The 26,771-nt window shown below is 40.8% G+C and carries 26 protein-coding genes; 25 read left to right on the top strand and 1 reads right to left on the bottom strand.

What is annotated here, in order from left to right; translation table 11 throughout:
• Positions 1-159 precede the first annotated feature (159 nt).
• Positions 160-555 (bottom strand): PaaI family thioesterase, encoded by a 396-nt coding sequence (locus NT178_02535; GenBank protein MCX5811409.1) that lies wholly within the window; start codon positions 553-555, stop codon positions 160-162.
• Positions 556-657: 102 nt separating this feature from the next.
• On the opposite strand from NT178_02535, the gene NT178_02530 reads away from it, so the two are divergent.
• The 25 genes from NT178_02530 to NT178_02410 all read left to right on the top strand — a co-directional run bounded on the left by NT178_02530 (position 658) and on the right by NT178_02410 (position 26,731).
• Positions 658-2,268, top strand: coding sequence for a cobalamin-dependent protein (locus tag NT178_02530; GenBank protein ID MCX5811408.1), 1,611 nt, complete (start codon positions 658-660; stop codon positions 2,266-2,268).
• A 323-nt stretch (positions 2,269-2,591) separates the two neighbouring features.
• The gene (locus tag NT178_02525; protein MCX5811407.1) at positions 2,592-3,173 is read left to right on the top strand and encodes an NAD(P)H-dependent oxidoreductase; all 582 of its coding nucleotides are present in this window, start codon (positions 2,592-2,594) and stop codon (positions 3,171-3,173) included.
• Positions 3,174-3,194: 21 nt separating this feature from the next.
• On the top strand, positions 3,195-3,671 hold the full coding sequence (locus NT178_02520) for a MaoC family dehydratase (GenBank protein MCX5811406.1): 477 nt from the start codon (positions 3,195-3,197) through the stop codon (positions 3,669-3,671).
• A gap of 46 nt (positions 3,672-3,717) precedes the next feature.
• Positions 3,718-4,818: a glycosyltransferase family 4 protein gene (locus NT178_02515; GenBank protein ID MCX5811405.1), complete on the top strand. Its 1,101-nt coding sequence runs from the start codon at positions 3,718-3,720 to the stop codon at positions 4,816-4,818.
• A gap of 226 nt (positions 4,819-5,044) precedes the next feature.
• A complete protein-coding gene (locus tag NT178_02510; GenBank protein MCX5811404.1) occupies positions 5,045-5,401 on the top strand; it encodes a MarR family EPS-associated transcriptional regulator in 357 nt (118 codons plus the stop codon).
• Between the two features lie 4 nt (positions 5,402-5,405).
• The gene (locus NT178_02505) at positions 5,406-6,395 is read left to right on the top strand and encodes an SDR family oxidoreductase (GenBank protein ID MCX5811403.1); all 990 of its coding nucleotides are present in this window, start codon (positions 5,406-5,408) and stop codon (positions 6,393-6,395) included.
• Positions 6,373-7,473, top strand: coding sequence for an aminotransferase class I/II-fold pyridoxal phosphate-dependent enzyme (locus tag NT178_02500; protein MCX5811402.1), 1,101 nt, complete (start codon positions 6,373-6,375; stop codon positions 7,471-7,473). Before NT178_02505 ends, NT178_02500 begins: the two co-directional genes overlap by 23 nt.
• Before the next feature lie 2 nt (positions 7,474-7,475).
• Positions 7,476-8,111, top strand: coding sequence for an acetyltransferase (locus NT178_02495; GenBank protein MCX5811401.1), 636 nt, complete (start codon positions 7,476-7,478; stop codon positions 8,109-8,111).
• On the top strand, positions 8,108-9,130 hold the full coding sequence (gene neuB / locus NT178_02490) for an N-acetylneuraminate synthase (protein MCX5811400.1): 1,023 nt from the start codon (positions 8,108-8,110) through the stop codon (positions 9,128-9,130). The genes NT178_02495 and neuB overlap by 4 nt, the downstream gene beginning before the upstream one ends.
• A gap of 11 nt (positions 9,131-9,141) precedes the next feature.
• Positions 9,142-10,362 carry a UDP-N-acetylglucosamine 2-epimerase gene (neuC, locus tag NT178_02485; GenBank protein MCX5811399.1) on the top strand — a complete coding sequence of 407 codons (1,221 nt, stop codon included), beginning with the start codon at positions 9,142-9,144 and terminating at the stop codon, positions 10,360-10,362.
• On the top strand, positions 10,355-11,434 hold the full coding sequence (locus NT178_02480) for a sugar phosphate nucleotidyltransferase (GenBank protein MCX5811398.1): 1,080 nt from the start codon (positions 10,355-10,357) through the stop codon (positions 11,432-11,434). Before neuC ends, NT178_02480 begins: the two co-directional genes overlap by 8 nt.
• Positions 11,431-12,111: a class I SAM-dependent methyltransferase gene (locus NT178_02475; GenBank protein MCX5811397.1), complete on the top strand. Its 681-nt coding sequence runs from the start codon at positions 11,431-11,433 to the stop codon at positions 12,109-12,111. Before NT178_02480 ends, NT178_02475 begins: the two co-directional genes overlap by 4 nt.
• A gap of 65 nt (positions 12,112-12,176) precedes the next feature.
• Positions 12,177-14,171, top strand: a complete 1,995-nt coding sequence (locus tag NT178_02470; protein ID MCX5811396.1) for a radical SAM protein — start codon at positions 12,177-12,179, stop codon at positions 14,169-14,171.
• 10 nt (positions 14,172-14,181) lie between these two features.
• Entirely contained in the window at positions 14,182-15,354 is a 1,173-nt protein-coding gene (locus tag NT178_02465; GenBank protein MCX5811395.1) for an iron-containing alcohol dehydrogenase, read from the top strand.
• 10 nt (positions 15,355-15,364) lie between these two features.
• Positions 15,365-16,660, top strand: a complete 1,296-nt coding sequence (locus tag NT178_02460; protein ID MCX5811394.1) for an aminotransferase class III-fold pyridoxal phosphate-dependent enzyme — start codon at positions 15,365-15,367, stop codon at positions 16,658-16,660.
• Positions 16,661-16,682: 22 nt separating this feature from the next.
• Positions 16,683-17,684 (top strand): Gfo/Idh/MocA family oxidoreductase, encoded by a 1,002-nt coding sequence (locus NT178_02455; protein MCX5811393.1) that lies wholly within the window; start codon positions 16,683-16,685, stop codon positions 17,682-17,684.
• Positions 17,685-17,699: 15 nt separating this feature from the next.
• Positions 17,700-18,443 carry an SDR family oxidoreductase gene (locus NT178_02450; GenBank protein ID MCX5811392.1) on the top strand — a complete coding sequence of 248 codons (744 nt, stop codon included), beginning with the start codon at positions 17,700-17,702 and terminating at the stop codon, positions 18,441-18,443.
• Positions 18,444-18,590: 147 nt separating this feature from the next.
• Positions 18,591-19,313, top strand: a complete 723-nt coding sequence (locus NT178_02445; GenBank protein ID MCX5811391.1) for an acylneuraminate cytidylyltransferase family protein — start codon at positions 18,591-18,593, stop codon at positions 19,311-19,313.
• A 75-nt stretch (positions 19,314-19,388) separates the two neighbouring features.
• On the top strand, positions 19,389-20,708 hold the full coding sequence (locus NT178_02440; protein MCX5811390.1) for an N-acetyl sugar amidotransferase: 1,320 nt from the start codon (positions 19,389-19,391) through the stop codon (positions 20,706-20,708).
• 12 nt (positions 20,709-20,720) lie between these two features.
• Positions 20,721-21,482 (top strand): imidazole glycerol phosphate synthase cyclase subunit, encoded by a 762-nt coding sequence (locus NT178_02435; GenBank protein ID MCX5811389.1) that lies wholly within the window; start codon positions 20,721-20,723, stop codon positions 21,480-21,482.
• 1 nt (position 21,483) lies between these two features.
• Positions 21,484-22,140 (top strand): imidazole glycerol phosphate synthase subunit HisH, encoded by a 657-nt coding sequence (gene hisH / locus NT178_02430; protein MCX5811388.1) that lies wholly within the window; start codon positions 21,484-21,486, stop codon positions 22,138-22,140.
• A 19-nt stretch (positions 22,141-22,159) separates the two neighbouring features.
• Complete coding sequence (locus tag NT178_02425; GenBank protein MCX5811387.1) at positions 22,160-23,323, top strand: hypothetical protein; 1,164 nt, start codon at positions 22,160-22,162, stop codon at positions 23,321-23,323.
• Positions 23,324-23,337: 14 nt separating this feature from the next.
• Positions 23,338-24,345: a UDP-N-acetylglucosamine 4,6-dehydratase (inverting) gene (gene pseB / locus NT178_02420; GenBank protein ID MCX5811386.1), complete on the top strand. Its 1,008-nt coding sequence runs from the start codon at positions 23,338-23,340 to the stop codon at positions 24,343-24,345.
• An 11-nt stretch (positions 24,346-24,356) separates the two neighbouring features.
• Positions 24,357-25,847 (top strand): radical SAM protein, encoded by a 1,491-nt coding sequence (locus tag NT178_02415; GenBank protein MCX5811385.1) that lies wholly within the window; start codon positions 24,357-24,359, stop codon positions 25,845-25,847.
• Between the two features lie 5 nt (positions 25,848-25,852).
• Positions 25,853-26,731, top strand: a complete 879-nt coding sequence (locus NT178_02410) for an NTP transferase domain-containing protein (protein ID MCX5811384.1) — start codon at positions 25,853-25,855, stop codon at positions 26,729-26,731.
• Positions 26,732-26,771 lie beyond the last annotated feature (40 nt).

Below are 26,771 nucleotides of genomic sequence, written 5' to 3'. Positions count from 1 at the left end.
ATATCGTCAAGCACCTTTTGATCATGAAAATATCATTTAACAAGCTCATCTCAACCGGCTATAAATACTTAGCGTTAAGCTTACTTAAAATAAATTTTAAATGCCATGCATATTTTAGGGAAGTTTTGCTGATGATCAGCAACTGTTTGCCGGATTATTTTAAGAGATTGAGCATGTCACGATAGCCTTTGCAATCAGTCGCCCTTTAATGTTTTTTACATCAATATCAGATACTGCAATTTTCCTTCCTCTATGAATTACCTTGCCTTCAGCATATATTTCCTGGTCTTTTGACGGCAAGAGGAAATTTATCTTCATCTCAAGGGTAAGGGCCTTTTCATCTTTTTGCAACGTAGTCAACACTGCATTTATGCCTGCCGAATCTGCAAGGCTTGCGATAACCCCTCCGTGGAAATACCCGAAGGGGTGGGCAAGGCAATCCTTATATTTTAGCGCAAGCTTTACAAATCCATCTCCGGTCTCAACAACCTCGATGCCGATATGCTGATAAAAGGGCGTGTTTTTTGCCAACTCTAACAGTGCATGTTTATTCATACTGATTGTGTAAAAATTTATACCAATGTTTACATATTATCAAGATATTTATTTCAAAAAACCGGCTATCATTTTCCCATTCTTTCAATTATACTCTCTAGCATGAAGGTTTTGCTTATACAACCGCCCATTGAAGATTTTTACCACACAAAGATAAGGACATACCCCCTGCAGCTTGTGTACCTTGCGACAAGGATTAAAGATATCTGTGACGTATCTGTCGTTGATTTCAGGACAAATGTGAAATCGAAGGTAATGTCGGAACATCCTTTCTATGAATTAGATAACTATTATATGGATGGCATCCATACGCCTTTTTCCATGTTTAATAAATACTACCGTTTCGGCGCCGGTAGTGATGAGATAAGGGAGACAATTTCTAACAGTAAGCCTGATGTCGTTGCCGTATCGTCTCTGTTTACAACCTATGCTGAAGAGGCGCAAGAGATTGCGGGGATTGCCAAAGAAGTAAGCAGGGAGATTATTACCGTAATAGGCGGGACGCACCCCACGGTTTTCCCGGAGCTTGTATTGAACAGCCCCGATATTGACTATATTATCAGGGGAGAAGGGGAAACGCCCCTTTTCCGTTTGATTAATTTTCTGCAAAAAGACAGGGAAGACAGAATAGATGAAATCCCGGGGGTCTGTTTTAAAAAAAGTAATGACAGTATGTGTATTTCGAGCATAAACGTTGAAGATAACATTGACCTGATCCCTGACAGGCGGTTTTTTAAAGCGGAAAACTACCGGATAGGCAGAAAAAACTATACCTTTTTCCTGACTTCAAGAGGTTGTCCTCTTCATTGTTCATTCTGCGGCAAACCGCCTGTTCCATACAGAAGAAGGAACATTGCGAGCATTGAAAAAGAGGTTGAAGAATGCATAAATCTGAATATTCAAGCTATTGATTTTGAAGATGACATGCTCACATATGATACAAAATTCTTCAATCATGTCTTAGACACTTTGATAGGGAAGGGCGTGACCCTTTCTGCTATGAATGGAATCTATGCCGAAACGTTGGATAAAGATACGCTTAACAGAATGTATGATGCAGGATTCAGGAGGCTCAACTTCTCCTTAGTAGACATAAGCTCATCAGTTATCAGGAGGCAAAAAAGACATCTGCCGGCAAACTTCCTGAAGCTTTTACCGTACCTTGAATATTCTCCATTTCTCGTTGAAATCCACTTTATAATAGGGCTGCCGGAGCAAAAGCCGGAAGATGTGATTGAAACGCTTATCTTCCTTATGGGTAAAAGGCTGCTGCCGGGACCGAGCATATTTTACCTTGCGCCGGGCAGTCCGCTATTCGATAAGTATCTCATCAAAGATTGGCAAAAACACCTGAAGTCTATGAGATCAAGTTGTATGACTGAAGTAAATCCTTTATTTTCAAGAGATACTATTTTTACCTTTATGCAACTCACAAGATTTATAAATTTTGTAAAGCACTGCCTTGATAAAGAACCTTCCCTGAAAAAACTGAGCGATCTTCCTGCATTACTCAGCAATGATAAAGAATATACTGACAGACATATCTTCAATACGCTCTTACTCGAAAAAAGATTAATCCATTATGACATAAGGAAAAGGTGGTTTGCCGATGAGCCGCAGGACAAAGAACTCATCAGCGCATTCTTCATGAAGGCTGACAAAGCTGTAATCAGGGGTTTCAAGACGATGAACTCACTGATTGTTGATATGTAAGGCTGTTTATATTTACTGGGGCTTAGCCTGTCCCCGTAAGGGGGTCGCCCCTTCCACGAACAAAGTTCGTGGAGCCTCCAGCACCCGCAAGCGGGTACCAGGCTCACCGTGTGAGCTAAATGAATTCTCATACAGAGGTTCACGCCGCCGCCGGAGCGTAATGAGCGTGTTTGCCGGGGACAGCCCGACACCGATACTTATACTAATGGAAAATATGTGTTTGACTTATTCAAGGACGTGATTATAATTGCTTTACAGGATTAATAAATTTTACAGCACGAGACAGCTTCAGGAAAAAACGCTCTTAAACAAAGGAGGATGTTATGAAAAAAATTGAGGGAAAAGCGTTTAAACTTATTTCTATTCTCGGTTTTGCGGGAAGTTTAAGAAAAGGTTCTTTCAACAAGGCAATCTTAAGGGCAGCAGTTGAACTTCTCCCTGAAGGTGCAAAGCTTGAGATTTTTGATCTCAAAGGTATACCTCCATTCAATCAGGACCTTGAGAAACAGCTACCAAAACGGGTAAAGGAATTCAAGGAAAAGATCAGGGCGGCTGATGCAATTTTGATCGCCACACCGGAATATAACTATTCCGTACCCGGTGTGCTTAAAAATGCCATTGACTGGGCTTCGCGCCCTTACGGAGATAATGTATTTTCCGGTAAGCCTCTTGCGTTGATGGGCGCGTCCATAGGCATGCTCGGAACTGCAAGGGCACAGTATCACCTCCGGCAGACCCTTGTTTTCCTTAACGTTTATGCGCTGAACCAACCGGAAATTATAATCCCCTTTGTTGCAGAAAAAATTGATAATAACGGAAAATTGAAAGACGAAAAAACAAGAGAAAAAATAAAAGAATTGCTTGAAAGTCTGATTAACTGGACTAAAAAGTTGAATTTAAAGTAACACCTTAGAGGGGCCATTATTATGAATGCTGTTTTTAACGTGCCGATTGATGAGCGGTACTTCGAAGATTACGTGCCCGGTTCGATATATGAATTCGGATCTATAGTGGTGACGGAAGAGGAAATCATTGAATTTGCGAAGCGATATGACCCGCAGATATTCCATGTTGATCCGATTGCTGCCCGAAAGACCGGATTCGGCGGACTTATCGCAAGTGGATGGCATACAGCAGCGCTGACAATGAGACTGCTTGTCGATCACTACATTTCCCGTGTTGCAAGTCTGGGTTCACCCGGCGCCGATGAATTGCGCTGGCTCAAACCGGTACGACCAGGCGATGAGCTTTCTATACGGGTAAAGGTTCTGGAAGCAAGACGCTCGAAATCAAAGCCTGACCGAGGTGTTGTACGGTCAATGGTGGAGGTGTTGAATCAGAATCGCGAGGTAGTGATGACCAGGACAGCGGTAGGGATCACACGCTGCCGTATCAGGGGATAATATTTATTGAATAGTTCGATAGTGTTGTGATAACGGTATTTTGCTAATGAAAATAGTTTATGCAATACGACATGTAGGCTTAACCGGCGGAGTTAAGGTATTCTTTCAACATGTAGAGCTTTTGCGAAACATGGGACATACGGTCTATCTTATCACGCGTTTTATTGATGAAAAGTGGGGGTTCAGGGTAACACCGGAAATAGTTCCTTCATTTGATGAGATGCATGTGCCGGAGGCGGATGCAATTGTAATCACAACCCCGAAAGACGTGGAGGACCTATGGAAAATTGCCAAAAAAAGGAATATCCCGCTCTTTCATTTCATGCAAGGATTTGAGCCTGACTATGTGCTTGAGAGGATCAGGGGAGATGTTGTGCCGGAGCGTTTCCGCTCGAAGGGATTTCTGACAAGGCTGAACTATTTACGGAAAAAGCATGGTTGGAAGCAAAAACTTAAAAGATTTGATGAGTTGTACAAGCTCCCTACTGTGAAGATGGCCATTTCCCCTCATCTTGTTGCAGGTGTTGAAAAGAGATTCGATATGCCCTGTTACCTCTTGCCAAATGGAATTGATCAGCAGGTATTTTATCCGAAGGTGGCAGAACTTGATTATTCAGGTACGATCAGAATACTTTCTGTTGGAAATTCTACCATAGAATACAAGGCTATACCGGATATATTAAAGGCAGTGAAGATTTTGAAAGAAAACGGGAAAAGCGTTTTCCTGACAAGGGTATCCCCGGCAGATATTCCGGATGAAGAAAAGAATTATGGGGTGGTGGACAGGTTTTTCGTAAGGATATCCGAGCAGGAGATGGCAAACCTGTATCGGGAAACGCATATACTTGTTTCTGCGTCAACCGAGATAGAAGGTTTCGGTTTGCCGCCCGTCGAGGCTATGAGCACAGGAACACCTGTAATCCTGACAAAGGTTTCCCCCTTTCTTGCATTTGATGATGCACATGACTATGCATATTTTGTAAATGTCCACAAACCTGAAGAGATTGCGAAGGCCGTTATTGATATAACAGAAAATGAAGAAATGCGTCTTACTATCATCAAACGTGGATTTGAGGTATCGGGCAAATATGCCATAGAGAGTGTAGGAAAGATGCTGGAAACGATTTTAAGAAAACATATTAAATAAGAATAAATAAAATAGAAAGTTGATGCTGCCGGCTGTTCCAATGAAGTTAGATTTGTTAAATAAATAAAGCATAATATATACAAAAAAATATCGAGAGATTAAAATTTCTTGACATGTAAATAGTTTACTGTCATTATTAGTTTGTTCAGTGGTTGAACATATCCAAAATTTATTTATCTTCACCGGTTACATTCATTAATGGCGGTAGCCTACCTAAAAACACCCGATGAACGAAGCTCAATTTAAGACTCTTAAAGAATTATCAGTTGAAGGAACTGTTTCTCAACGTGACCTTTCCAAGAAAGTAGGTTTGAGCCTTGGGAGCATCAACTATATAGTGAAAGAACTCATTCAAAAAGGGTATGTAAAGACCCAGCGCTTTAAAAACTCGAGTAAAAAAGCAGCCTATATTTATGTTCTGACGCCTCAGGGAATAAACGCTCGTGTCAAGCAAACACAGTATTTCCTTCAAAAAAAGATGGAAGAATACGAAAAGTTAAAGATGGAGATTGATGAATTGAAGAGAGATACGGACGAGGTACGGCAGGGGAAAGCAGGTCAAAAACAAGGGAAGGGGGTTTAAGCACATGAAGCTGCTTATTACAGGTGGCGCCGGATACGTCGGGTCAGTCCTTACAAACACAGCGCTCAATAACGGTTATAAGGTAAGGGTTGTAGATTCCCTGTATTTTGACAGTAAAGTGCCTTTGATACATCTGGGCAATCCTCATTATGAATTTATCCGTCTCGATATTATGGATACCGACAATCTTAAACCATACCTGAAAGATATTGATTTTGTGATACACACTGCTGCAATAGTAGGAGAGCCTGCAAGCAATAAATTTCCTGATTTGACAGAAAAAACAAATTTCGGAGCTACAAAGGAACTTATCAGGCTTGCGGCAGAAGAGGGGGTAAAGGGTTTTGTCTTCCTTTCTACCTGTTCTAACTACGGTGTTGTTGACGGACTTGCAAACGAGAATACAAGTTTGAAGCCTCTTTCGCTCTATGCCGATACCAAGGTAAGAGTGGAGCGTTTATTGATGGATGGCTCAAACAATATCGATTGGGTTATATGCAGAATGTCTACTATCTACGGAGCATCACCGAGAATGCGTTTTGACCTTACAGTCAACGATTTTGCACTAAATGCCTTTATGAAGAAATATCTCGATGTCTTTTTGCCTTATACATACAGACCATATATCCATGTTTACGATGCAGCAAGGGTAATTATCTCAATGATCGGGCAATTCGATAAGGTTTGTAAAAATGTTTTCAACGTTGGATTCAATAGTGAAAATTACCAGAAGATAAGGATTGCTGAGATTGTGAAGAAGTTCATTCCCGATCTGAAAATAGATGTGGTAGATAAGGGCGCTGATTTAAGGGATTATCAGGTGGATTTTACAAAACTCAAGCACTATCTTGACTTGACAAATGTTTTTACTGTGGAAGACGGGGTTAGGGAGGTTGTGAATATGCTGTCTTTGGGGATTATAGAAAACCCGTATGAAAATATATATTACAACACTCAACCGAGGCTGAGGAATTCCGGTGAAGATAGAGCTTGATGCGCCCAATCTGGGTGCAATTGAAAAGGCCTATATAGAAAGGGTAATTGACTCGAACTTCGTCTCAACCTTCGGTCCTTTTGTACCACAGTTTGAAGAGAAAATCGCATGTTACCTTGGCGCAAAAAGGGCGGTATCCACCCAGAGCGGAACCGCTGCCCTCCACGTAGCCTTGTATGAGTTGGGAATCAGAGAAGGGGATGAGGTTATTGTCCCTGCTCTTACCTTTGTTGCTACGGTGAATCCTATTGCATATGTAAATGCAAAACCTGTATTTGCCGATGTTGATATAACGACCTGGAATATCAGCCCTGAGGAAATAGAACGCTGTATATCACCGAGGACGAAGGCAATTATTCCTGTTCATCTTTACGGAAACCCTTGCAAAATGAATGAAATAATGGAGATAGCAGGAAAATACGGGCTTTTTGTCATAGAGGATGCAACAGAGAGTCTTGGCGCAAAATACAAAGGCCAATATATGGGAAATGCAGGGGATTTAGGTTGCTTGAGCTTCAATGGCAATAAAACTATCACCACAGGCGGCGGCGGCATGGTTGTAGGAAATGATGAAAAGCGCATGGAGCACGTCAAATTTCTTGTAAATCAGGCAAGGGATGAGTCGAGGGGTTACTACCACCCGGAGATAGGGTTCAACTATAGAATGACGAATCTTGAAGCAGCCATGGGGCTGGCCCAGATGGAGAGACTTGATGAATTTCTTACAAAGAAGAAGATGTATAATGACATATATCGCGAAGAATTGAGCAAGATAGATACTATCCGGTTTCAAGAATCATATGACGACTCCGAGAGCTCTTTCTGGTTTACTTGTATAACCATACACAAAGAGGTTGATCTTGCCGCTGTCATGGATTCACTGAAAAATAAGGGCGTGCCTGTTCGGAGAGTGTTTATGCCTATCACCGATTTTCCGCCATACATGATGACGGACAAATTCTCTTTGAAAAACTCCCATGAAATATACGAAAAGGGCCTTTGCCTGCCAGGTTCTACGCTGAATTCTGCCGATGATATTTATTTTGCCTGCAAGGCAATAAAGGAGATTATTTCATAACCATGGAAGACTTGATACTTTTTGGAGGCGGTGGACATTGCAGATCCTGTATAGATGTTATCGAAGCTGAAAACCTTTTCCGTATTGCAGGGATTGTTGACGTAGAGGAAAAGTTGCACCAGAAGGTTCTGGGGTATGAGATTTTTACCACAGAAGATGATTTGCCCGGCCTTGTCAAAAAATTCAGGTATTTTTTTATCACAATAGGCCAGATAGAAAGTGCTGAGGTAAGAATAGAAAAATTTAATAACTTAAAACAACTTGGCGCATTATTTCCTGTAATCATTTCGCCTAAAGCGCATGTGTCGAAGCATTCTGTTATCAATGAAGGTACTATTATAATGCATAATGCTATAGTCAATACAGACGCTCAGGTAGGCAGAAACTGCATCATCAATACAGGTGCTATTATCGAGCATGATGTTGTTATCGGGGATCATTGCCATATCTCAACTGCAGCAGTGGTGAACGGGGGGACAAAAATCGGAGCAAAGACTTTTTTAGGGAGTAATAGTGCTACAAAACAGTATATAGAAATCGGTGAAGGTGCTTTCGTTAAAAGCGGGGTCACTGTCTCTGCCGATGTTGGGCCTTGTGAGAGATTCCCGGCAAACAGAAAAGGTCCCAAAAAGGCATGAAAAAAAAGCCGTTAAAACAAAAGACCTTTATTATTGCCGAAGCGGGTGTGAATCACAACGGAGATATTAAAACTGCGAAAAAAATGATCGATGCGGCAGTTAAAGCAGGTGCTGACGCCGTTAAATTTCAGACCTTTATACCGGAAAATATAGTGAGCAGAGAAGCGCCGAAGGCAGAATATCAGAAAAACACAACGGATAAGAGAGAATCACAACTTGAAATGCTGAAAAAACTGACTCTTGACGCCGATGCGCATAAAGAGCTTATTGATTACTGTAAAAAAAAGGGCATACAATTTTTGTCAACACCTTTTGATATGGATAGTATAGACCTCCTCAACAATCTTGGCCTTGAGACACTCAAGGTCCCTTCAGGCGAGATTACAAATCTGCCTTACTTAAGAAAAATCGGGGGTTTGAATAAGAAAGTCATCATGTCTACTGGAATGGCCGATATGAAGGAAATCGGAAAGGCAATGAAAATCCTCATTGAAGCCGGTACATCGAAAGAGAGTATCACGCTTCTTCACTGCAACACGGAATACCCGACACCTGTAAAGGACGTGAATCTTCTCGCCATGGTTTCAATGAGAAGCAGTTTTGGTGTAAGGGTAGGCTATTCCGACCATACATTGGGAATAGAAGTTCCTGTAGCTGCTGTGGCTCTGGGTGCCGAGGTCATTGAAAAACACTTTACACTCGACAGGAATGCCGAAGGCCCTGACCATAGGGCATCTCTTGAACCGAAAGAACTTGAGGCAATGGTGACGGCCATAAGAAACATAGAGGAAGCCCTTGGTAATGGGGTAAAAAACCCGTCACCTTCGGAAACAAAAAATATGGTTATTGCTCGAAAGAGCATCGTTGCTTTCGGGGAGATTAAAAAAGGCGATATTTTTACGGAAAAGAATATTGCTGTTAAGAGACCCGGCACAGGGATTAGCCCGATGAAATGGGATGATGTGATTGGTCGAAAGGCAAAAAGATATTTTCAACCGGACGAAATGATAACGTTGTAATAGATATGGGCATGAAAAAGGCGAATAAAAAGCATAAAATTGCAGTTATTACAGGTACGAGGGCTGAGTATTGGATATTAAAACCGCTTATTAATGAGATCAAGAATGATCCAGATCTGAAGTTGCAATTGATTGTTACCGGGGCACATCTTGTCAGGGAATTCGGCAATACCGTAACCGATATAGAAAAAGACGGATTTGATATTAATGAAAGAATTGATATACTGACATCTTCTGTTACTGATGGCGGGATTACAAATAGTGATGTTTCTGTTGCAATGGGGAATGCAATGATCAATGCCCCTGGAGTCTGGGAAAGGCTGAATCCGGATGTGGTTGTTGTGCTTGGCGATAGATATGAAATACTTGCACTTGCTGCATCGGCACATGTTTGCAGAATCCCTGTAGCACACATACACGGGGGTGAGATTACTGAAGGGGCCTTTGATGATGCTTTCCGTCACGCTATAACAAAAATGAGCCATTTTCATTTTACTGCTACAGAAGAGTATCGAAAAAGGGTTGTCCAGTTGGGGGAATCGCCTGACAGGGTTTTTAATACGGGCGCACTTGCATTGGACACAATAAAGACGTTGAAGATTCTGTCCAAGAAAGAACTGGAAAAGAAGTTAAAGTTTACATTCAATAAGCATAATGTGCTGGTTACATTTCACCCTGTCACTCTGGAGAATGATTCGGCAATACAGTTGCAAAATTTGCTTTCTGTACTGGATAAACTGGAAGAAACCCATATTATCTTTACGAAGGCAAACGCAGATCCAGGTGGTAGCGCTATAAATAAAATAATTGAGGAATATGTCTCTGAAAATCTAATAAAATCAGTTGTTTTTTCCTCTATGGGACATCTCAGATACTTTTCAGCCATGCAATATGTAGATGCGGTTGTCGGTAACTCTTCCAGTGGAATTATCGAAGCACCGAGTTTTAAGATTGGAACAATCAATATAGGTGACAGGCAGAAAGGGAGAATGAAGGCGGAAAGCGTTATTGATTGTACGCCCGCAAAAAATGATATCATAAAAGCCTTTAAAAAACTGTATTCAGAAAATTTTCAAACAAAAATTAAATCGGTATCCAATCCATATGACGGCCAGAATACCGCCAGGAAGATCGTATATATTCTCAAATCCAAAATGAATAATTTAGAACTAAAAAAAGAGTTTTACGATATAGATTTCAAAATCATTGATAAGGAAGAAGCAAATGGATAAAGCAAAACTTAAATCCCTTCTTGTTCCGCCTGATACTACTATTAAACAGGCAATGCAGAGGCTTAGTGAGACGTCTGAAAGGATACTCTTTGTTGTCGATGAAAAAGAAATGCTTCTGGGGACAGTGACTGACGGTGATATAAGGACAGCACTTATAAACGGCTTAAAATTTACCGATTTAATAGAAATTGTAATGTACAAGCGGTTTGTAGCTGTGAAAGAAGGCATGCTAAACATGGAGCAGCATATAAAAACCCTTATGGTGCAGAACAAGATCGAGCAGATACCTGTGCTTGATGATGAGGATGTTATTGTTGATGTTTTCCTCTGGACTGACCTCCTTGGAAAGGGAGAAAGCGCAAAGCCTGAAAAAATCTTTGAAAAATCAGTGATTGTGATGGCAGGCGGAAAGGGAACGAGACTTGAGCCTTTCACGAGAATACTGCCGAAGCCTCTTATTCCCATCGGAAATAAGCCGGTTATTGAATATATTATGGAGAGTTTTTATAAATGCGGCTTTTATCGTTTTATTTATTCACTCAACTATAAAAAAGAATACATAAAACTTTTTCTCAGAGAGAACAAGTCGAACTATGAGATTGACTGGGTTGAGGAAAATGATTATTATGGAACGGCAGGTAGTCTGGCGCTATTAAAAGACAAAGTTAACGATACCTTTTTTGTTACCAACTGCGATTCTCTTTTGGATGTGGACTATGCAGATGTATTGAGATGGCATGAGTCAAAAGGGGCAGCCATGACGATTATCGGATGCCATAATGAGGTGAAAATACCCTTCGGTGTACTTCAGTTGGACAACGGGATTCTGGAAGGTATTATAGAAAAACCTGTCCATGATATGATTATCAATACAGGTGTGTATGTAATGGAACCCGTTGTATTATCATACCTGAGTCACAACGAGCATATGAATATGAACGAGCTGATTGAAATTGTGTCGAAGGATAAAAAAGTTGTTGTATATCCCATATACGGAGGCTGGGTTGATATCGGTCAGTGGGAAGAGTATAAAAAGAGTGTAGAAAAATTTGGAGGATTTAACATCTCATGAAAAACCGTTATACTAATGTTCATTATAACGAAAATCTCAGACCCTACACGAAATATCCTGAGAAGCTCTGCAACCATCTTGCAGACCATTATTTTAAAAGAAGATCGGGGAAACTACTGGATCTTTGCTGCGGCAGGGGAGAACACTTGGAAATCTTTCAGAAGATAGGTTTTAGTGTATACGGAATCGATATGGATACGGTTGCCAGGGACAAAGGGCTTAGCGTAGCCATTGTTAATATTGAGGAAGAGCCCTTTCCTTATGAAGATGATTTTTTTGATGTAATTATGATGAAGTCTGCCATTGAACATATACGGAATATTGACAATCTGATAAGTGAAGTATACCGTGTTCTGAAACCTGGCGGATGCTTTCTTGCCACTACCTGTGACTGGAAGAAAAACTATAAGGTTTTTTACGATGACTACACCCATAAGACGCCATTCACCAAGGCGTCAATGGAGGATATGTTCAAGATGTTTGAATTTAAGAATTGTTTTGTAGAGCACTTCTACCACCTTCCTTTCACATGGAAAAATGCCTTATATAAGAGCCTGACAAAACTTTTTGCACTTATTCCTTTAAAATATACGCAGACGTCAGAGCTAACGGAGTTTAAAAAACTGATCAGATTTTCAAAGGAAGTCCAATTGCTCGGCTATGCCGAAAAAGGGTAGGAAGTCTTCATTAATAGACAGACTTGGTAGCAACCCCTGTACAATTGAAACATAAAGGCAGAATTATGGGAAAAATAAAAGTTTACTTAGCTGACCTTGTCCACAATTACCTTGGCGGCGGATCGTATATGTTCCCTCTGAACGTCGGTTTCGTTGCATCCTATGCAAGGAAGATCTTCGGTGACTATATTGATATTGAAATCTTCAAATATCCTGACCATCTGATAAAAAGGCTGAAGGAAGACCTACCCGATATTCTGGGTTTAGGGCACTATAGCTGGAACGCTCACTTGAATAACAGGGTCTCCGGTCTTGCAAAATCCCTTTCTTCTGGAACACTTATTGTGTGTGGAGGCCCCAACATCAACCAGACCGAAGGCGGCTATAGAGACTTCTTTGCAGAAAACAAGGCAGTAGATTTCTATGCTATCAACGAGGGGGAGACTAGTTTTATAAACCTCATCAGGCAATATCTCAATGTTGATTGTGATTTATCAAGGACTAAGGATACAGCTATAGATGGGTGTATCTTCCTTCGCAATAAGGATATCGTTATAGGGGAAAGACCTGATAGGATCGACGACCTCAATAGTATTCCTTCGCCATACCTCACAGGCATGTTGAATGAGTTTTTTGAATATGACCTTATTCCTATTGTGGAAACAAACAGAGGATGTCCCTTTTCCTGCACTTACTGTGCTCAGGGTCTTGTATCGCAGCACAGGGTAAAGCTTTTTGATATTGACCGGGTATTGGAAGAGCTTGACTATATAGCAGGTCATGTGAAGAAGACGAATCTCCTTTGTTTTGCCGATGCAAACTTTGGGATAGTGCCGAGGGATATAAGGATCGGAGAAAAGATACATGCGCTTCAAACAGAGAAGGATTATCCTCGACGTTGCGTAATAAACTGGGTAAAAACGAGACAGAGCATAGCTCTTGCCGAAATTATGGGTGAATCGGCATATCTTGTATCGTCATTACAATCTGTTGACCCTGTTGTACTTAAGAATATCAAGCGGAATAACATAGAAAATGATCATTTCCGGGAGATAATAGATCATGTTAATGAAGCAGGTGGCATTTCAGGTACTGAGATTATCCTTGCGCTACCCGGAGAAACAAAAGAGAGCCATCTGAACAGTCTACGGATGATCTTTGGCTGGAACGTAAGCTATATTATCTGTTATAACTGTCTCCTCATAAACGGAAGTGAACTTACTCTGCCGGAAGAACGTGAAAAATATAGGATTAAAACGAAGTTTCGTCTTATCGACAGCTCTTTCAGCCAGTACGATGACATGCTTTCTTTTGAATCCGAGGAAGGGATACGTTTTACTTCCACGATGTCAGAGGAGGATATTCTTTTTTTTCGCCCTGTTCATTGGCTTATCCAATTTTTTTGGAACTATCGGGCATATTTCCCGCTTCTAAAGTATCTTCACCTGCATGATGTGAACCCTGTGGATTTTACTGTATCTGTTATTGAGTCGGCAAAAGATGCCACCGGACCTGTACGATCCATATTCCAGGATTTTAGAGAAGAATCGATTAACGAGTGGTTCCCCACTGCTGAGGCGCTCAGAGAATACTATGGAAGGCCGGAGAATTTTGAGTTTATCCGCGCGGGCGGTGTTGGAAAAATGAATGGTAAATATACCTGGAAGGTGATTCTTGAATGTAAAAGAGATTTTGATGCCTATATTGGTGAGGTAGCAAAGAGAATGCTTCCCCGCCATGAGAATATACTTGACGATCTTATCAATTTCTCGGCCAATACATTGCCCGATTTCAGCGGAGAGATTGATTTCGGGAGGAGAAAGTTAGTGAATTTTCATTATGATATATTTGAGTGGCAAAAGGGTAAGTTTAAATCTCCTATCAGGAGAAGAGACGTGTCTTACCTCTTTTATTTCACCGATGAGAAAAAGGATGCTCTCAATTTGCTTATCAATCAGTACAGGCATACAAACAGAAACGTGACGATGAGAAAGATGACCGAACACATGCGTATAACCGATTTGTATTATGATATTGAAGAAGTAAAGAACAAACTATGAAGGGGGCTAAATGAAAGATTTTCTTAAAGAGAATGTGCGTTTTATCATGAGGACTGAGCTTTTTGCAGGCAACGGGATCGCCAAGGAGTTACCGGAAAAGCTGAAAGGCCTTGGCTGGAACAGGATAGGTCTTGTTGTTGACAAAGGCGTCTATCGGGGCAATGGATATGCTAATGAAATTATCGATCTTCTGGAAAAAAGCATGGAAAAAGTTGTTCTGCTGGTCAGTGAGATGCCAGAGCCCACATACGATTACCTGGATAAAGCGAAGACAGATTTTGAGTCATCAGATCTAAACTGTTTTGTTGGCATCGGCGGTGGCAGTGCTCTTGACCTCACAAAGGGCCTTGCAACGTTGAAGACAAATAAAGGACCGGCCATAGAATACAGGGGGTTCGGTAAAGTAAAAGAGGTCCCGCTTCCTGTTGTGGCCCTTCCCACAACAGCAGGGACAGGAAGCGAAGTCACGCCATACGCAGTATTTATAGACACAAAAGAACGCTGGAAATTTGGGATCAATACCGAATACAACTACCCCAGGCTTTCTCTTTATGACCCGGGGTTTCTGGACAGTTGCCCTGATATGGTATATGCCTCAGCAGGTATGGATGCCATGACACATACGCTGGAAAGCTTTGTTGCTAACGGAGCGAGCGCTTACTCCAGGATATTTTCAATAGAAGCTTTTAAACTCTTATTTGCAAACCTTAAAAAGATTGCCCAAAATGATAGATCTATCAACACAAAACTCAATCTCCTCGTGGGAAGCGGGCTTGCAGGGGCTGCTCTTATGAACGCAGGTGCAGGACCTGCTGGCGCTTTGAGCTATCCCCTCGGTGTTTATTTTGATGTTCCTCATGGTCTTGCAGGATCTGTTTTTCTGCCGGGCGTTGTAAAGTACAACGTGGAAAATGGTTATACGGACTATGCAATGCTTTATGATCTTATTTTCAGTGAGCCATCACTAAAAAAAAAAAAAAAATCAATCCGTTTTGCTGAAGAGATACGCAAACTCAGTGCGGCATTGGGTATTCCCACAGACCTGAAAGGTTTTGGGGTGAAGAGCGAAGATAACGCTAAACTGATTATTGACAATTCCATGCAACTTAAAGCTGCCTTTGATCAAAATCCTGTGCCATTCGGCAAGGATGAAATTGAAAAACTTATCTATTCTTTAAGATAAAGAGGTGCTTATGAAATTTGACAAATCCCTTAAAACGTATAAATATGCCCTTGATGTTATCCCCATGGGCACATCAACCTTTAGTAAGAATCCAAATCTTTTTGTAATCGGTGGCGCACCCTTGTTTATAAAATCAGCAAAGGGTTGCAAAATTTATGATGTAGACGACAATGAATTCATTGATTTTTCCATGGCGCTTGGTCCCATTATTCTCGGCTATGCTAACGAAGAGGTGGATAATGCGGCTAAAGCCGGCATTGATGACGGATTGATTTTTACTCTTTCTTGCCCGGAAGAGGCTACCTTGGCAAAGAGGTTGACCGAAATCATCCCTTGCGCCGAGATGGTGAGATTCTGTAAGAATGGCTCTGATGTTTGTGAAGGGGCTATCAGACTTGCACGAAATTACACGAAGAAATTGAAGGTAATGACAGTCGGCGGATATCACGGATTCCATGACTGGTTTATTGTTTCTACGCCTCGCAAAAAAGGTATACCTGATGTGATGGCCGAATGGATCCTGCCCCACAATTACAATGATATTGATGCCATTGAAAAGACCATAAAAGAGAGAAAGGATGAGATTGCAGCCCTCATTATGGAACCTGTTATAAATTATGAACCGGAGGAAGGTTTCCTTGAGAGGATACGGGAGCTTACAAAAGAAAATAATATTATCCTGATATATGATGAGATGAAAACAGGTTTCCGTCTTGATATCGGAGGCGCCCAGAAATATTTTAACGTAATACCCGATCTTGCTGTGTTTGCTAAAGGTCTCTCCAACGGCTTCCCTTTGAGTGTACTTACCGGAAGAAAATACCTCATGGAGCAGTTTGAAGACGAAAACTGTTTCTTTTCCGGTTCCTATGCAACAGAGAAGGCATCACTTAACGCCGCATTAAAGACCATTGAGATACTTGATAGGGATAAAGTAATTGAACATAATTGGAAAATGGGCAGCTTATTGAAAGATGGCATAACAGATATTATCAATAAGCACGACATCGGTGATTTTGTTAAAATCATCGGATTTGCGCCTATGAACCATTTTGTCATAACGGATTATGATGGTTTTACTGTAAACGAGATAAGGTCCTTTATTCAGGGAGAATGTGCTCAAAGAGGAGTGCTTTTTGTAGGATACCACCATACTTGTTTTGCCCATAAAGAGAAAGACATAGAGTATACCTTAAAGACCTATGATGAAGTATTTTCATTAATTAAAATATCTATTCAGGATAAATCACTGAGAAATAAGATTAATGGTAAACCAATAAGTGCTTTTAATATAAGGAAAATATAGCAATAAAGATGTCGGGATTGATATGAAATTTCTTATAATCGGATATGGCTCAATTGGAAAGAGACATGCAAGGAACATTCTTTCTTCAGGGCACGAGACTGTTCTGCTAAGACATTCAAGAACAGAGTCGAATAAAGAAGGTATTAAGGAATATTACTCCTTCGATAATCTACTGGCGCATGAAGGGCATATTGACGGAGCTGTTGTATGTTCTCCTACTTCCATGCATCTTAATGATGTGAAATCGCTATTGGAAAGGGGTATTCCCTTTCTTCTTGAGAAGCCGCCTGCCTCAGATTTACGCTCAACAGTTGAAATGGCTGATATAATAAGAGTTAAGGGTTTTAAGAAGTATGATATTGCCTTTAACCTCCGTTATCATCCAGTAATCAGGTTTCTTAAAGACTTTATCACGACTGTGGGAAGTATTTATGCTGCAAATATTTATGTGGGTTATTATCTGCCCTATTGGAGGCCTGATATTGATTACCGTGAAACGTCGAGCGCAAAAAAAGAGCTTGGTGGTGGCGTCCATATTGAACTTGCCCATGATATTGAATATGCTCTATGGTTTCTTGGTTTTCCGGAATTGCTGACAGGATATGCAGGCAAAGTCAGCTCTCTTGAAATATCAACAGACGACATATGTTCGGCTATTTTAAAGTATAGAAACGGTGCTATTGCTGAAATTCACCTTGATTATCTTTCACATAAGTACTTAAGGGGTGGGAGGATTATAGCAGAGAAGGGTACTCTTGAATGGGAATGGGACGGCAAAAGCGGTAAAGTTAATTATTTCAGCAAAGACAAAAGAATATCGGAAGATGTTTTTGTCCTGGAACCGGGTTATGATTTTAATAATACTTATTTGGAAGAACTGGATAATTTTATCGGAATCATAGAGGGTGAGAGGGAGAGCATGGTTGATATTGAGACTGCCTTGAATACCATGAAAGTTATAGGAGCTATTGAAAGGTCTGCCGATGAGAAAAAATGGATTTCTCCTGATGATGTACATTATTAAACAAAAGGAAGGCCAATGAAAAAATATGTAATTATATCTGGTGGATTAGGGGTATTGGGTCAGAGTTATGCAAAAATATTAATTGATGATGGCTACGATATTCTGTTGCTTGATACAAAGGAATATCCTGAAGACAGAACGATCTATGGAGAATATTTTCAATGTGATATAACCGATGAAAAAGACATAGCAAGGCTTGAAAAATATCTCTCTTCGGAAGGGTGCGAGATACACGGTCTTGTTAACAACGCATCCTGTCAACCTGAAGGGTTTACTAACGAGCTTGAAGACTATTTACCCGAAACATTCAGGAGGGTTCTTGAAGTAAATCTTGTAGGCAGTTTTCTGCTTGTAAGGCTTGTAGTCCCTTTTATGAAAAGACAGGGGTTCGGGAGTATTGTGAATATTGGCTCCATTCAGGGAGTAGTAGCCCCCACTTTTGCCATATATGAAGGGATGAATATTACATCTCCATTGGTATATGCAGTCTCAAAGGCCGGGATCATTCATTTCTGTAAATGGGTAGCGGCAAAATACGGACGCTATGGCATCAGGTGCAACGCTGTTTCTCCCGGCGGGGTAGGGGATTCACAGAGGGGCGGGAGCGATTTTGCAAAAACTTACGCTTCGAGGGTGCCCCTTGGAAGAATGGCGACATCTACTGATGCAGCTGAAGCGGTACGCTTCCTGATCAGCGGCCGTTCCGGATATATAACCGGCCAGAATCTGCTTGTTGATGGTGGTTGGACAATATATTAAAACAATTTTTGATTTTGGATTGCGAATTTTGGATTTAAAACGTTTTGACCGGTTTAAACGGTTCAAGCAACTTAAATAGTTTAACTTATTGTTGGTAACAGGAAGCCGTGAAAATCAACAGTGAACAGCGAACCATTTTGAGGTTATATGTATAAAGAGAGAAAGTGTCTTGCCGTAATCACTGCAAGAGGGGGAAGTAAAGGTCTTCCTGGAAAAAATATTAAAATTCTCCTTGGAAAGCCCCTCATAGCATGGACAATTGAGAAGGCCCTGGAGAGCAAATATATTGACAGGGTGATTGTTTCTACAGACAGTAACGAGATTGCTGCTGTGGCAGAACAGTACGGAGCAGAAGTACCTTTTATGAGGCCCGAGGAACTCTCCGGCGATAACATAGGTTCCTTTGATGTAGTAGCCCATGCTATTGGATACCTTGCAGAAAAAGGTGATGAATATGATTATGTAACACTCCTTGAGCCCACTTCACCGATGAGGAAAAAAGGAGATCTCGACAATGCTATTGCCACATTGATAGACAAAGAGAAAGAGGCCGATAGTCTGGTGAGTCTGGGAAGGGTTAATCTCGAGCACCCGGCAGTTATAAAGAAGGTCGACGATAAGGGTTATATGGTGCCTTATATTAAAAAACCTGAAAAAGCAACCGGGCGACAGGGATTCAGCCCGGCATATTTTCCCTATGGGGTTATCTATATTACAAAGATCGAAGCCCTCTACAAATACAAAAGTTTTTATCAGCGCAGGACAATACCTTATTTCGTAGAAAGATGGCAATGCTATGAGGTAGATGATATTTACGACTTTATGATAATTGAGACGATAATGCGGGAAAGAATAAATGATATAGCGTAACGCCTGCAAAAAAATTGTATTACCATTTTTACAAATAACAAACTTTAAGAAAGTATGTAGTAATAAGGAGGAAGCATGAGCGCAGAAGAGAAGTCAAAACAAACAAATAACCATAATGACGAGGGCGAACTCGAGGCTTATTATGGATTGCCCAGAGAAGTGAAGTATTGTAAAGAGTGTGTTTATTCGAACCAGAATCCAATCTCTGACAACGAATTTGCCCACGATATCAATAGAAAAAAAAGAACACTTAATTTTAATGACGACGGCATATGCGATGCATGCAGTTGGGCAGATATGAAGAAAGGTGGCACTGTTGACTGGAAGCAAAGAGAACAGGAATTGATTGATCTCTGCAATAAACACCGCAAAGATGATGGTTCTTATGACTGCCTTGTCCCTGGTTCTGGTGGAAAAGACAGCTTTTATGCTTCACATGTTCTCAAATACAAATACGGCATGCATCCTCTTACGGTAACCTGGGCACCCCATATGTACACTGATTGGGGCTGGAAAAACTTTCAGGCATGGATTCATGCCGGTTTTGATAATTATCTTTTCACTCCGAACGGAAGGGTTCATAGATTATTGACGAGGCTTGCAACAGAGAATATATTTTACCCGTTCCAACCTTTTGTTATCGGACAGAAGAACTTTGCACCGAAATTTGCATTAAAGCACAAAATTTCTCTCATATTCTTCGGTGAAAACGAAGCAGAGTACGGTAATCCGGTAGAAGACAACTTCAACCCTAATAGGGACTGGTCGTATGCGACCGCTGATGACCCGGAAAATGTCTATATATCAGGTGCTGCAGTCCATGCATTGAAAAAAGATTATGGACTGGCTCAAAACGACCTTCTGCCTTATCTACCTTCAAGACTTGAAGATATGGAAAAAATGAACATTCAGTTTCAATTTCTTGGCTATTATCTACCGTGGCATCCGCAAGGTAATTATTATTATGCTGTTGAACACAGTGATTTTCGCTGTGCACCGGAAAGAACACCCGGTACCTACAGCAAGTACAATAGTATCGACGACAAAATTGATGATTTCCACTTCTTATCGCACTACATAAAGTTTGGAATGGGAAGGGCTACATACGATGCTGCTCAAGAGATAAGGAACGAAGAAATCACACGCGATGAAGGAGTTGCCCTTGTAAAAAAGTTCGATGGCGAATTTCCAGAACGCTTTGCAGAGGATATCTTCCGGTATCTTAGCATTCCGGAAAAGGAATTTCCCGTTGCTTCTAAAATGTTTGATAATCCTATTGTAGACAGAGATTATTTCATGAGTCTCTGCGACAAATTCCGCTCCCAGCATCTTTGGAAAAAAGAGAATGGGCAGTGGAAGTTAAGATACCCTATATGGGAAATTGAAGGAAAATAGAAAGGCGTAAAAATGCACAACATGCGACTCATCGCCCGTCTTGATGTTAAGGGGCCGAATCTTGTCAAAGGAATACAACTCGAAGGCCTCCGCAAAATGGGAAATCCCAACAAATTTGCGAAAAAATACTATGACGATGGGATTGATGAGATTATTTATATGGATATTGTGGCAAGTCTATATGAGCGGAATAATATTAAGGAGATTGTGCGACGAACCTCTGAGGATGTCTTCATCCCCATAACTGTTGGTGGAGGGATCCGCTCTGTTGAGGATGCCAAGGAGATACTCCGCGCTGGTGCCGATAAGGTTGCTATAAACACTGCAGCAATCAAAAATCCTCAACTTATATGTGAGGTCTCGCAGAGATTTGGCTCTCAGTGTATGGTTCTTTCTATTGAAGCGAAGAAAAACGGCAATAAACAGTGGGAGGCCTATTACGACTATGGCCGGGAAAAGACAGGCATTGATGTGATAGAATGGGCACAACAAGGCTATGACCTCGGCGCTGGGGAAATCCTGCTTACGTCCATTGATATGGAGGGCGGGGCAAAAGGATTTGATCTTGAGCTTGTCAGGACAATCTCTGATATGCTTCCCATACCGGTCATTGCAAGCGGAGGCATGGGGAATATTGATGACCTTGAGAAGGTTATAAAATATGGCCACGCCGATGCAGTTGCCATGGCGCATGTCCTCCATTACGGAATACATACTGTAGGCGAAATAAGAGATGAGTGTCTGCAGCGAAAAATTAAGTTAAGGATATGCTAAAATGCGGAATGTTGTAGTGGTTGATTACGGGATGGGCAACCTCTTGAGTGTACACAGGGCTTTTGAATACTGCGGCGCGCGGGTTGTAATTACAAGTTCTCCCAACCAGGTGGAGCGGGCCGAATACCTTGTTCTGCCAGGCGTAGGTGCCTTTGCAGACGGGATACGTGAGTTGCACAGCAGGGGACTTGTAGAAGCGATCAGGAAGTTTACTAAGACAGGCAGACCTTTTTTAGGTATTTGTCTTGGTATGCAAATGATGATGGAAACAAGCGAGGAATTCGGTATTTATGAGGGGCTTGCATTAATTCCGGGCAGAGTAATTATGATTCCAAAGGCAGGTTCCGATGGCATACCCCACAAAATACCCCATATAGGCTGGAATGGTCTTTTGCTTCCGAAGAATCGTGAAGATTGGAATAATACTGTTTTTCAAGACTTATCTATCGGGGAATCGGTATATTTTGTTCATTCTTTCTCTGTCATTCCCACAAACCCTATTAACGATCTTGCCGATTGTGACTATAACGGACTTTGCATTTGTGCATCCATACAATCTGGGAATGTTTACGGATGTCAGTTCCATCCCGAAAAGAGCGGTATAGTAGGACTTAAAATCATAAAGAATTTCCTGAAAATACATCCACAGTCACAATAGCATCAGAATCGGTCAAATAATGCAAATCAAAAAGATTATCTATTTTCTCGAAGAATACTTCAATCAAAGGGACTATCATAGATTCGGTATAGACACTATGATGAGCAACGGGTTTGATGTTGAGGTATGGGAATTTACCAGACTGATTGCGCCAAAAGAATATATATCGAGTAACCCGCCGGACCCGATCCAATGGGACAGGCATCGTTGTTTTGATGCTTTGGAGACTGTCGGAGAAGCTATTAAAACCATTGATAATTCGACATTTGTTATATCTATGGTTCATTATACACTTTATTCACTTCCCCTGTTTAGAATGTTATCGAAGCAGGGCATACCTTTTTCAGCATCACTCTTTGCACTTCCTGTCAGCTCAGGTATAAAGGAGCTATGGTTGAGAAGATTGAAAAAGATTACCCTTAAAAGGATTTTTGATAAGACATTCAGAATGATCCCCTTTACTTATTGTGGGGTAAAACCGGCAAGAATTGTTTTTTCTCCGGCGGAAAAATACATGCTGGCAAATTATTATGTGATAAACAGTCAAAGCGAGTTTCTCTGGGTCCACAGTTATGATTACGATACATACCTTGGATTAAAAGATCTTCCTCAAGCGAAAGACCCATCTGTAGGCATTTTTCTGGACGAATACCTTCCCTTTCATACAGACTATCTCTACCTCGATCTCCCTGTAAAGATATCGGCAGACGAATACTACCCCGCATTGGTAAGATTTTTTGATTATATAGAAGAGAGTTTCAACGTGCGGATTGTTATAGCTGCCCATCCCCGTTCGCATTACGAAGAACATACTGATTATTTTGGAGGAAGAGAAGTTGTAAGGGGCAAGACGGCTGAATTGGTTCAGAATGCCGGCTTTATTCTCCTTCATAACAGTACTGCTATTAACCATGTTGTCCTCTTTAAAAAACCAATGATATTTTTTACAACCGATAATGTTAATGCCAGTATAGTAGAAGACCCGACGATTGAATGGTTAGCCTCTTTTTTTGGAAAAAAGGCTCATAATCTGGACAGAAAGGTTTCTATTGATTTTGATGAAGAAATGCTGATCGATGAAGGCATTTACCGCAGGTATAGGAACTATTATATTAAAAAGGATGGGACGGAAGAATTGCCATATTGGCAGATTGTTGCAAACAGACTTAAGAAAGGATTATAGGAAAAGGGGAATTTATGTCGATATTTAATGGAAAAACTATACTGGTAACCGGCGGAACAGGCTCTTTTGGGAAAAAGTTCGTGGAGATTATCCTGAAGGAATATAAACCGGAAAAATTGATTGTTTTCAGCCGGGATGAATTAAAACAATTTGAAATGTCACAGATCTTTCCTGGAAAGGATTACCGCTTTCCGGAAAGGGATTACCAGTGTCTCAGGTACTTTATCGGGGATGTGAGAGACAAAGACAGGTTATACAGGGCTTTTTATGGTGTTGATTATGTCATCCATGCTGCTGCGCTGAAACAGGTGCCTGCCTGTGAAAGAAATCCTTTTGAAGCAATTCAGACAAATGTCATGGGTGCTGAAAATATTATTAATGCAGCTATAGATTGCGGTGTTAAAAGGGTTGTTGCTCTCAGTACCGATAAAGCTGCAAATCCGATTAACCTTTATGGAGCAACCAAACTATGCTCGGACAAATTATTTATTTCAGGTAACTCTTATGCAGGATGGAAAGATACAAGATTCTCGGTTGTGCGTTATGGCAATGTTATAGGAAGCAGGGGAAGTGTAATACCATTTTTCAAAAAAAAGAAAGAGACCGGGGTTATTCCCATTACGGACCCGAGAATGACCCGTTTTTGGATTACCCTCGAGCAGGGTGTAAGGTTTGTATTGAAATGTCTTGATCTTGCAGAGGGGGGTGAGATATTTGTTCCTAAAATTCCAAGCATGAAATTAGTTGATTTAGCCAATGCAATAGCGCCTGATTGCCTGCATGAGATTGTAGGTATCAGGCCTGGAGAAAAGATCCATGAGGTTTTAATCACAGAAGACGACGCCCGGCATTCCCTCGAATTTGATGATTATTTTATTATACAGCCGGAATTTCACTGGTGGACATCCGAAGTGCACACTGCAAATGGAGGCAAACCGCTAAAGGAAGGCTTTTTTTATGCAAGCAACACAAATGACAGGTGGTTAAGTGTTGAGGAGCTGGCAAGCATTATACAGGATTGAAAGGGGTTTATATGTTGGAAAAAATAATTTTAATCAGACCACATAATATTTATAACTATAACAACTACCCACCGTTGAGTTTAATCTCCTTAGGCTCCATGCTTAAATCGGCAGGATATGAAGTCAAGATCATAAACACAGCTTTTGAAAAAGATCATCTTAAAGCAATAGGAAACGAACTCGAAGATGCTCTTTTAGCCGGAATTACGCTTCTCACCTCGGAAGTCCCCGATACCTATAATATTGTGAAGTTTATAAAGGAACACTCAAGCGTCCCTGTTGTTGCAGGGGGTTGGCATTGCACCCTATTTACTGAACAGATGGCTTCAAGCAGGTATATTGATTATGCAGTTGCAGGGGAAGGCGAGGAACATCTTCTAAAGATAGCAAATGTTTTACAAAGTGGTGAGAAACCTGAAAAGGCAATATTCCTGAAAGAAATGCTTGATCTTGATATGCTTCCTCTTCCGGAATATGATATGGACCCCAATTTAGAGCGTTTCATAACAAGTTCTCTGACTGACAAATTCCCTGAATCTGTAAGAAAACCTATACGTTGGCTACCATATGAAAGCAGCCGGGGTTGTCCTTCTCAATGTACATTTTGCATCAACGTCGTGACCAATAATATGAAGTATAGGAAAAAGAGCGCCCCCAAGGTTGTTGATGAACTGGAATATATTGTGAAAAAATTCGGCATAACCCATGTGAAAATGATTGAGGACAATTTTTTTGTAGATATCAAAAGGGCACGGGACATTTGTGAGGGCATTATCAGGAAAGGCATTAAAATCACATGGGACGGGGAGAGTCGCTGTGATTACTTTAATGACCGTATTTTAAACGACGAGACGTTGAATCTCTGCAAACGGTCCGGTCTTGTACAACTTGCTCTTGGCATTGAGTCTGGTTCTTCTCATACGCTTAAAATCATGAAAAAAGGCATAACACCTGATCAGGCTGAAAATGCAGTAATGAAATGTAATGAGCATGGAATATATGCGAGATCGTCCTTCATGATAGAAGTACCGGGCGAAACAAGTGAGGATATCAAAAAAACAATAATGTTTATAAACAAATTGAGAAAATACCCTTTTTTCACATGCGGGATAGGAACTTTCAGGCCATATCCAAAATGCGAACTGACAGAAGGATTGATTAAAGACGGGTTTTTACATGAGCCGGGGAATCTTGAGTCATGGATTAATGAAGATGTTATCAAATTATATACTTCAGCAGAATATGCCAGGCCATGGCAAATTGATGGAAAATTTGCAGAAGCTGTTTCATACTACATAAATATGGAATCGGCAGTAAGGCTGGGTAACCACCAGATATCGAGCATCATTGATAAGCTGAAGAACAATTTTTTTATATTCTTTGCAAAAATTCGAAACAGGTTGATGTTCTATAAATTTCCAGTTGATAAAAAAATTTATGCAAACTTTTTAACTAATTTTTACAAAAAACAAGGTGTGAAAGATAAAAAAACCGGAGAGTGATTTATATGGCTAAGGTTATTGGAACAATAACAGCACGGATGTCCTCTACGAGACTTCCTGGAAAAGTGCTTCGTGAAATTGAAGGAAAAACAATGTTTGAGCATGTTGTTGAAAGGACACGACATATCGAAGGGCTTGACGATGTCTACCTTGCGACTTCGAAAAACTCGGCAAATTCAAAATTAATTAAAGAAGCCGAACGCATCGGGTGCAAATGGTATGCAGGTGCGGAACAGGATATCGTTGACCGGATCAATGCTCTCTGTGAAGAAGAAAAGGCTGATGCCATAATCAGAATAAGCTGCGATACCCCGTTATTCGATATTGATAGTGCTGGCAGATTTGTCAGCGAATTTAAGAAGGAATACCGCGATTATATATATGTTTCCAATCTGATTGCCATGTATGGGACATTATCGGAACTTATTTCATATAAGGCACTCCTGGAGGTTCATAAGCATTACCGTGGGCCTGCCATGAGTATATATATCCGGGAGAATATGGAAAAATTTAAAATCCTCGGAATTGAAATCGAACATGATCTTTGTAGACCTGAATATCGCATGACCGTAGATTATCCTGTTGATCTTGAACTTATCAGGCATATTTATAAAGGACTTTATAAAGGTTCACCGATTTCTTTAAAAGACGTTTACACGTGGCTTGATGACCATCCGGAGATTGCAAAGATAAACTCGGATGTCAAAATAAAGGATGTGAATTTATATGCCGAAAGCTTGGTTCAAAAACCATTATATTCGATTGTCAAATCAGGTGATGGTTTTGTTGTGCTTAACGAACAGAGAAAACCTGTTAAACCAGTGGAATTTGTGATGTATATCGCTGACATTTTTCCAGAACTAAAAGGGATTTTTACAAAATGAAAGCAATAATAAGGGCGGATGCATCAAGCTATATAGGTTA

It is taken from the genome of Pseudomonadota bacterium (genome assembly GCA_026388255.1).
Lineage (GTDB): Bacteria > Desulfobacterota > Syntrophorhabdia > Syntrophorhabdales > Syntrophorhabdaceae > JAPLKB01.
Note: the sequence above shows the minus strand (reverse complement) of the source record. Positions and strands in the feature narration are given on the sequence as shown.

Bases quoted from the DNA above. Each gene is read 5' to 3' on its own strand.
- NT178_02535 (MCX5811409.1), bottom strand. From the start codon at position 555: ATGAATAAACATGCACTGTTAGAGTTGGCAAAAAACACGCCCTTTTAT.
- NT178_02530 (MCX5811408.1), top strand. From the start codon at position 658: ATGAAGGTTTTGCTTATACAACCGCCCATTGAAGATTTTTACCACACA.
- NT178_02525 (MCX5811407.1), top strand. From the start codon at position 2,592: ATGAAAAAAATTGAGGGAAAAGCGTTTAAACTTATTTCTATTCTCGGT.
- NT178_02520 (MCX5811406.1), top strand. From the start codon at position 3,195: ATGAATGCTGTTTTTAACGTGCCGATTGATGAGCGGTACTTCGAAGAT.
- NT178_02515 (MCX5811405.1), top strand. From the start codon at position 3,718: ATGAAAATAGTTTATGCAATACGACATGTAGGCTTAACCGGCGGAGTT.
- NT178_02510 (MCX5811404.1), top strand. From the start codon at position 5,045: ATGAACGAAGCTCAATTTAAGACTCTTAAAGAATTATCAGTTGAAGGA.
- NT178_02505 (MCX5811403.1), top strand. From the start codon at position 5,406: ATGAAGCTGCTTATTACAGGTGGCGCCGGATACGTCGGGTCAGTCCTT.
- NT178_02495 (MCX5811401.1), top strand. From the start codon at position 7,476: ATGGAAGACTTGATACTTTTTGGAGGCGGTGGACATTGCAGATCCTGT.
- neuB (MCX5811400.1), top strand. From the start codon at position 8,108: ATGAAAAAAAAGCCGTTAAAACAAAAGACCTTTATTATTGCCGAAGCG.
- neuC (MCX5811399.1), top strand. From the start codon at position 9,142: ATGAAAAAGGCGAATAAAAAGCATAAAATTGCAGTTATTACAGGTACG.
- NT178_02480 (MCX5811398.1), top strand. From the start codon at position 10,355: ATGGATAAAGCAAAACTTAAATCCCTTCTTGTTCCGCCTGATACTACT.
- NT178_02475 (MCX5811397.1), top strand. From the start codon at position 11,431: ATGAAAAACCGTTATACTAATGTTCATTATAACGAAAATCTCAGACCC.
- NT178_02470 (MCX5811396.1), top strand. From the start codon at position 12,177: ATGGGAAAAATAAAAGTTTACTTAGCTGACCTTGTCCACAATTACCTT.
- NT178_02465 (MCX5811395.1), top strand. From the start codon at position 14,182: ATGAAAGATTTTCTTAAAGAGAATGTGCGTTTTATCATGAGGACTGAG.
- NT178_02460 (MCX5811394.1), top strand. From the start codon at position 15,365: ATGAAATTTGACAAATCCCTTAAAACGTATAAATATGCCCTTGATGTT.
- NT178_02455 (MCX5811393.1), top strand. From the start codon at position 16,683: ATGAAATTTCTTATAATCGGATATGGCTCAATTGGAAAGAGACATGCA.
- NT178_02450 (MCX5811392.1), top strand. From the start codon at position 17,700: ATGAAAAAATATGTAATTATATCTGGTGGATTAGGGGTATTGGGTCAG.
- NT178_02445 (MCX5811391.1), top strand. From the start codon at position 18,591: ATGTATAAAGAGAGAAAGTGTCTTGCCGTAATCACTGCAAGAGGGGGA.
- NT178_02440 (MCX5811390.1), top strand. From the start codon at position 19,389: ATGAGCGCAGAAGAGAAGTCAAAACAAACAAATAACCATAATGACGAG.
- NT178_02435 (MCX5811389.1), top strand. From the start codon at position 20,721: ATGCACAACATGCGACTCATCGCCCGTCTTGATGTTAAGGGGCCGAAT.
- hisH (MCX5811388.1), top strand. From the start codon at position 21,484: ATGCGGAATGTTGTAGTGGTTGATTACGGGATGGGCAACCTCTTGAGT.
- NT178_02425 (MCX5811387.1), top strand. From the start codon at position 22,160: ATGCAAATCAAAAAGATTATCTATTTTCTCGAAGAATACTTCAATCAA.
- pseB (MCX5811386.1), top strand. From the start codon at position 23,338: ATGTCGATATTTAATGGAAAAACTATACTGGTAACCGGCGGAACAGGC.
- NT178_02415 (MCX5811385.1), top strand. From the start codon at position 24,357: ATGTTGGAAAAAATAATTTTAATCAGACCACATAATATTTATAACTAT.
- NT178_02410 (MCX5811384.1), top strand. From the start codon at position 25,853: ATGGCTAAGGTTATTGGAACAATAACAGCACGGATGTCCTCTACGAGA.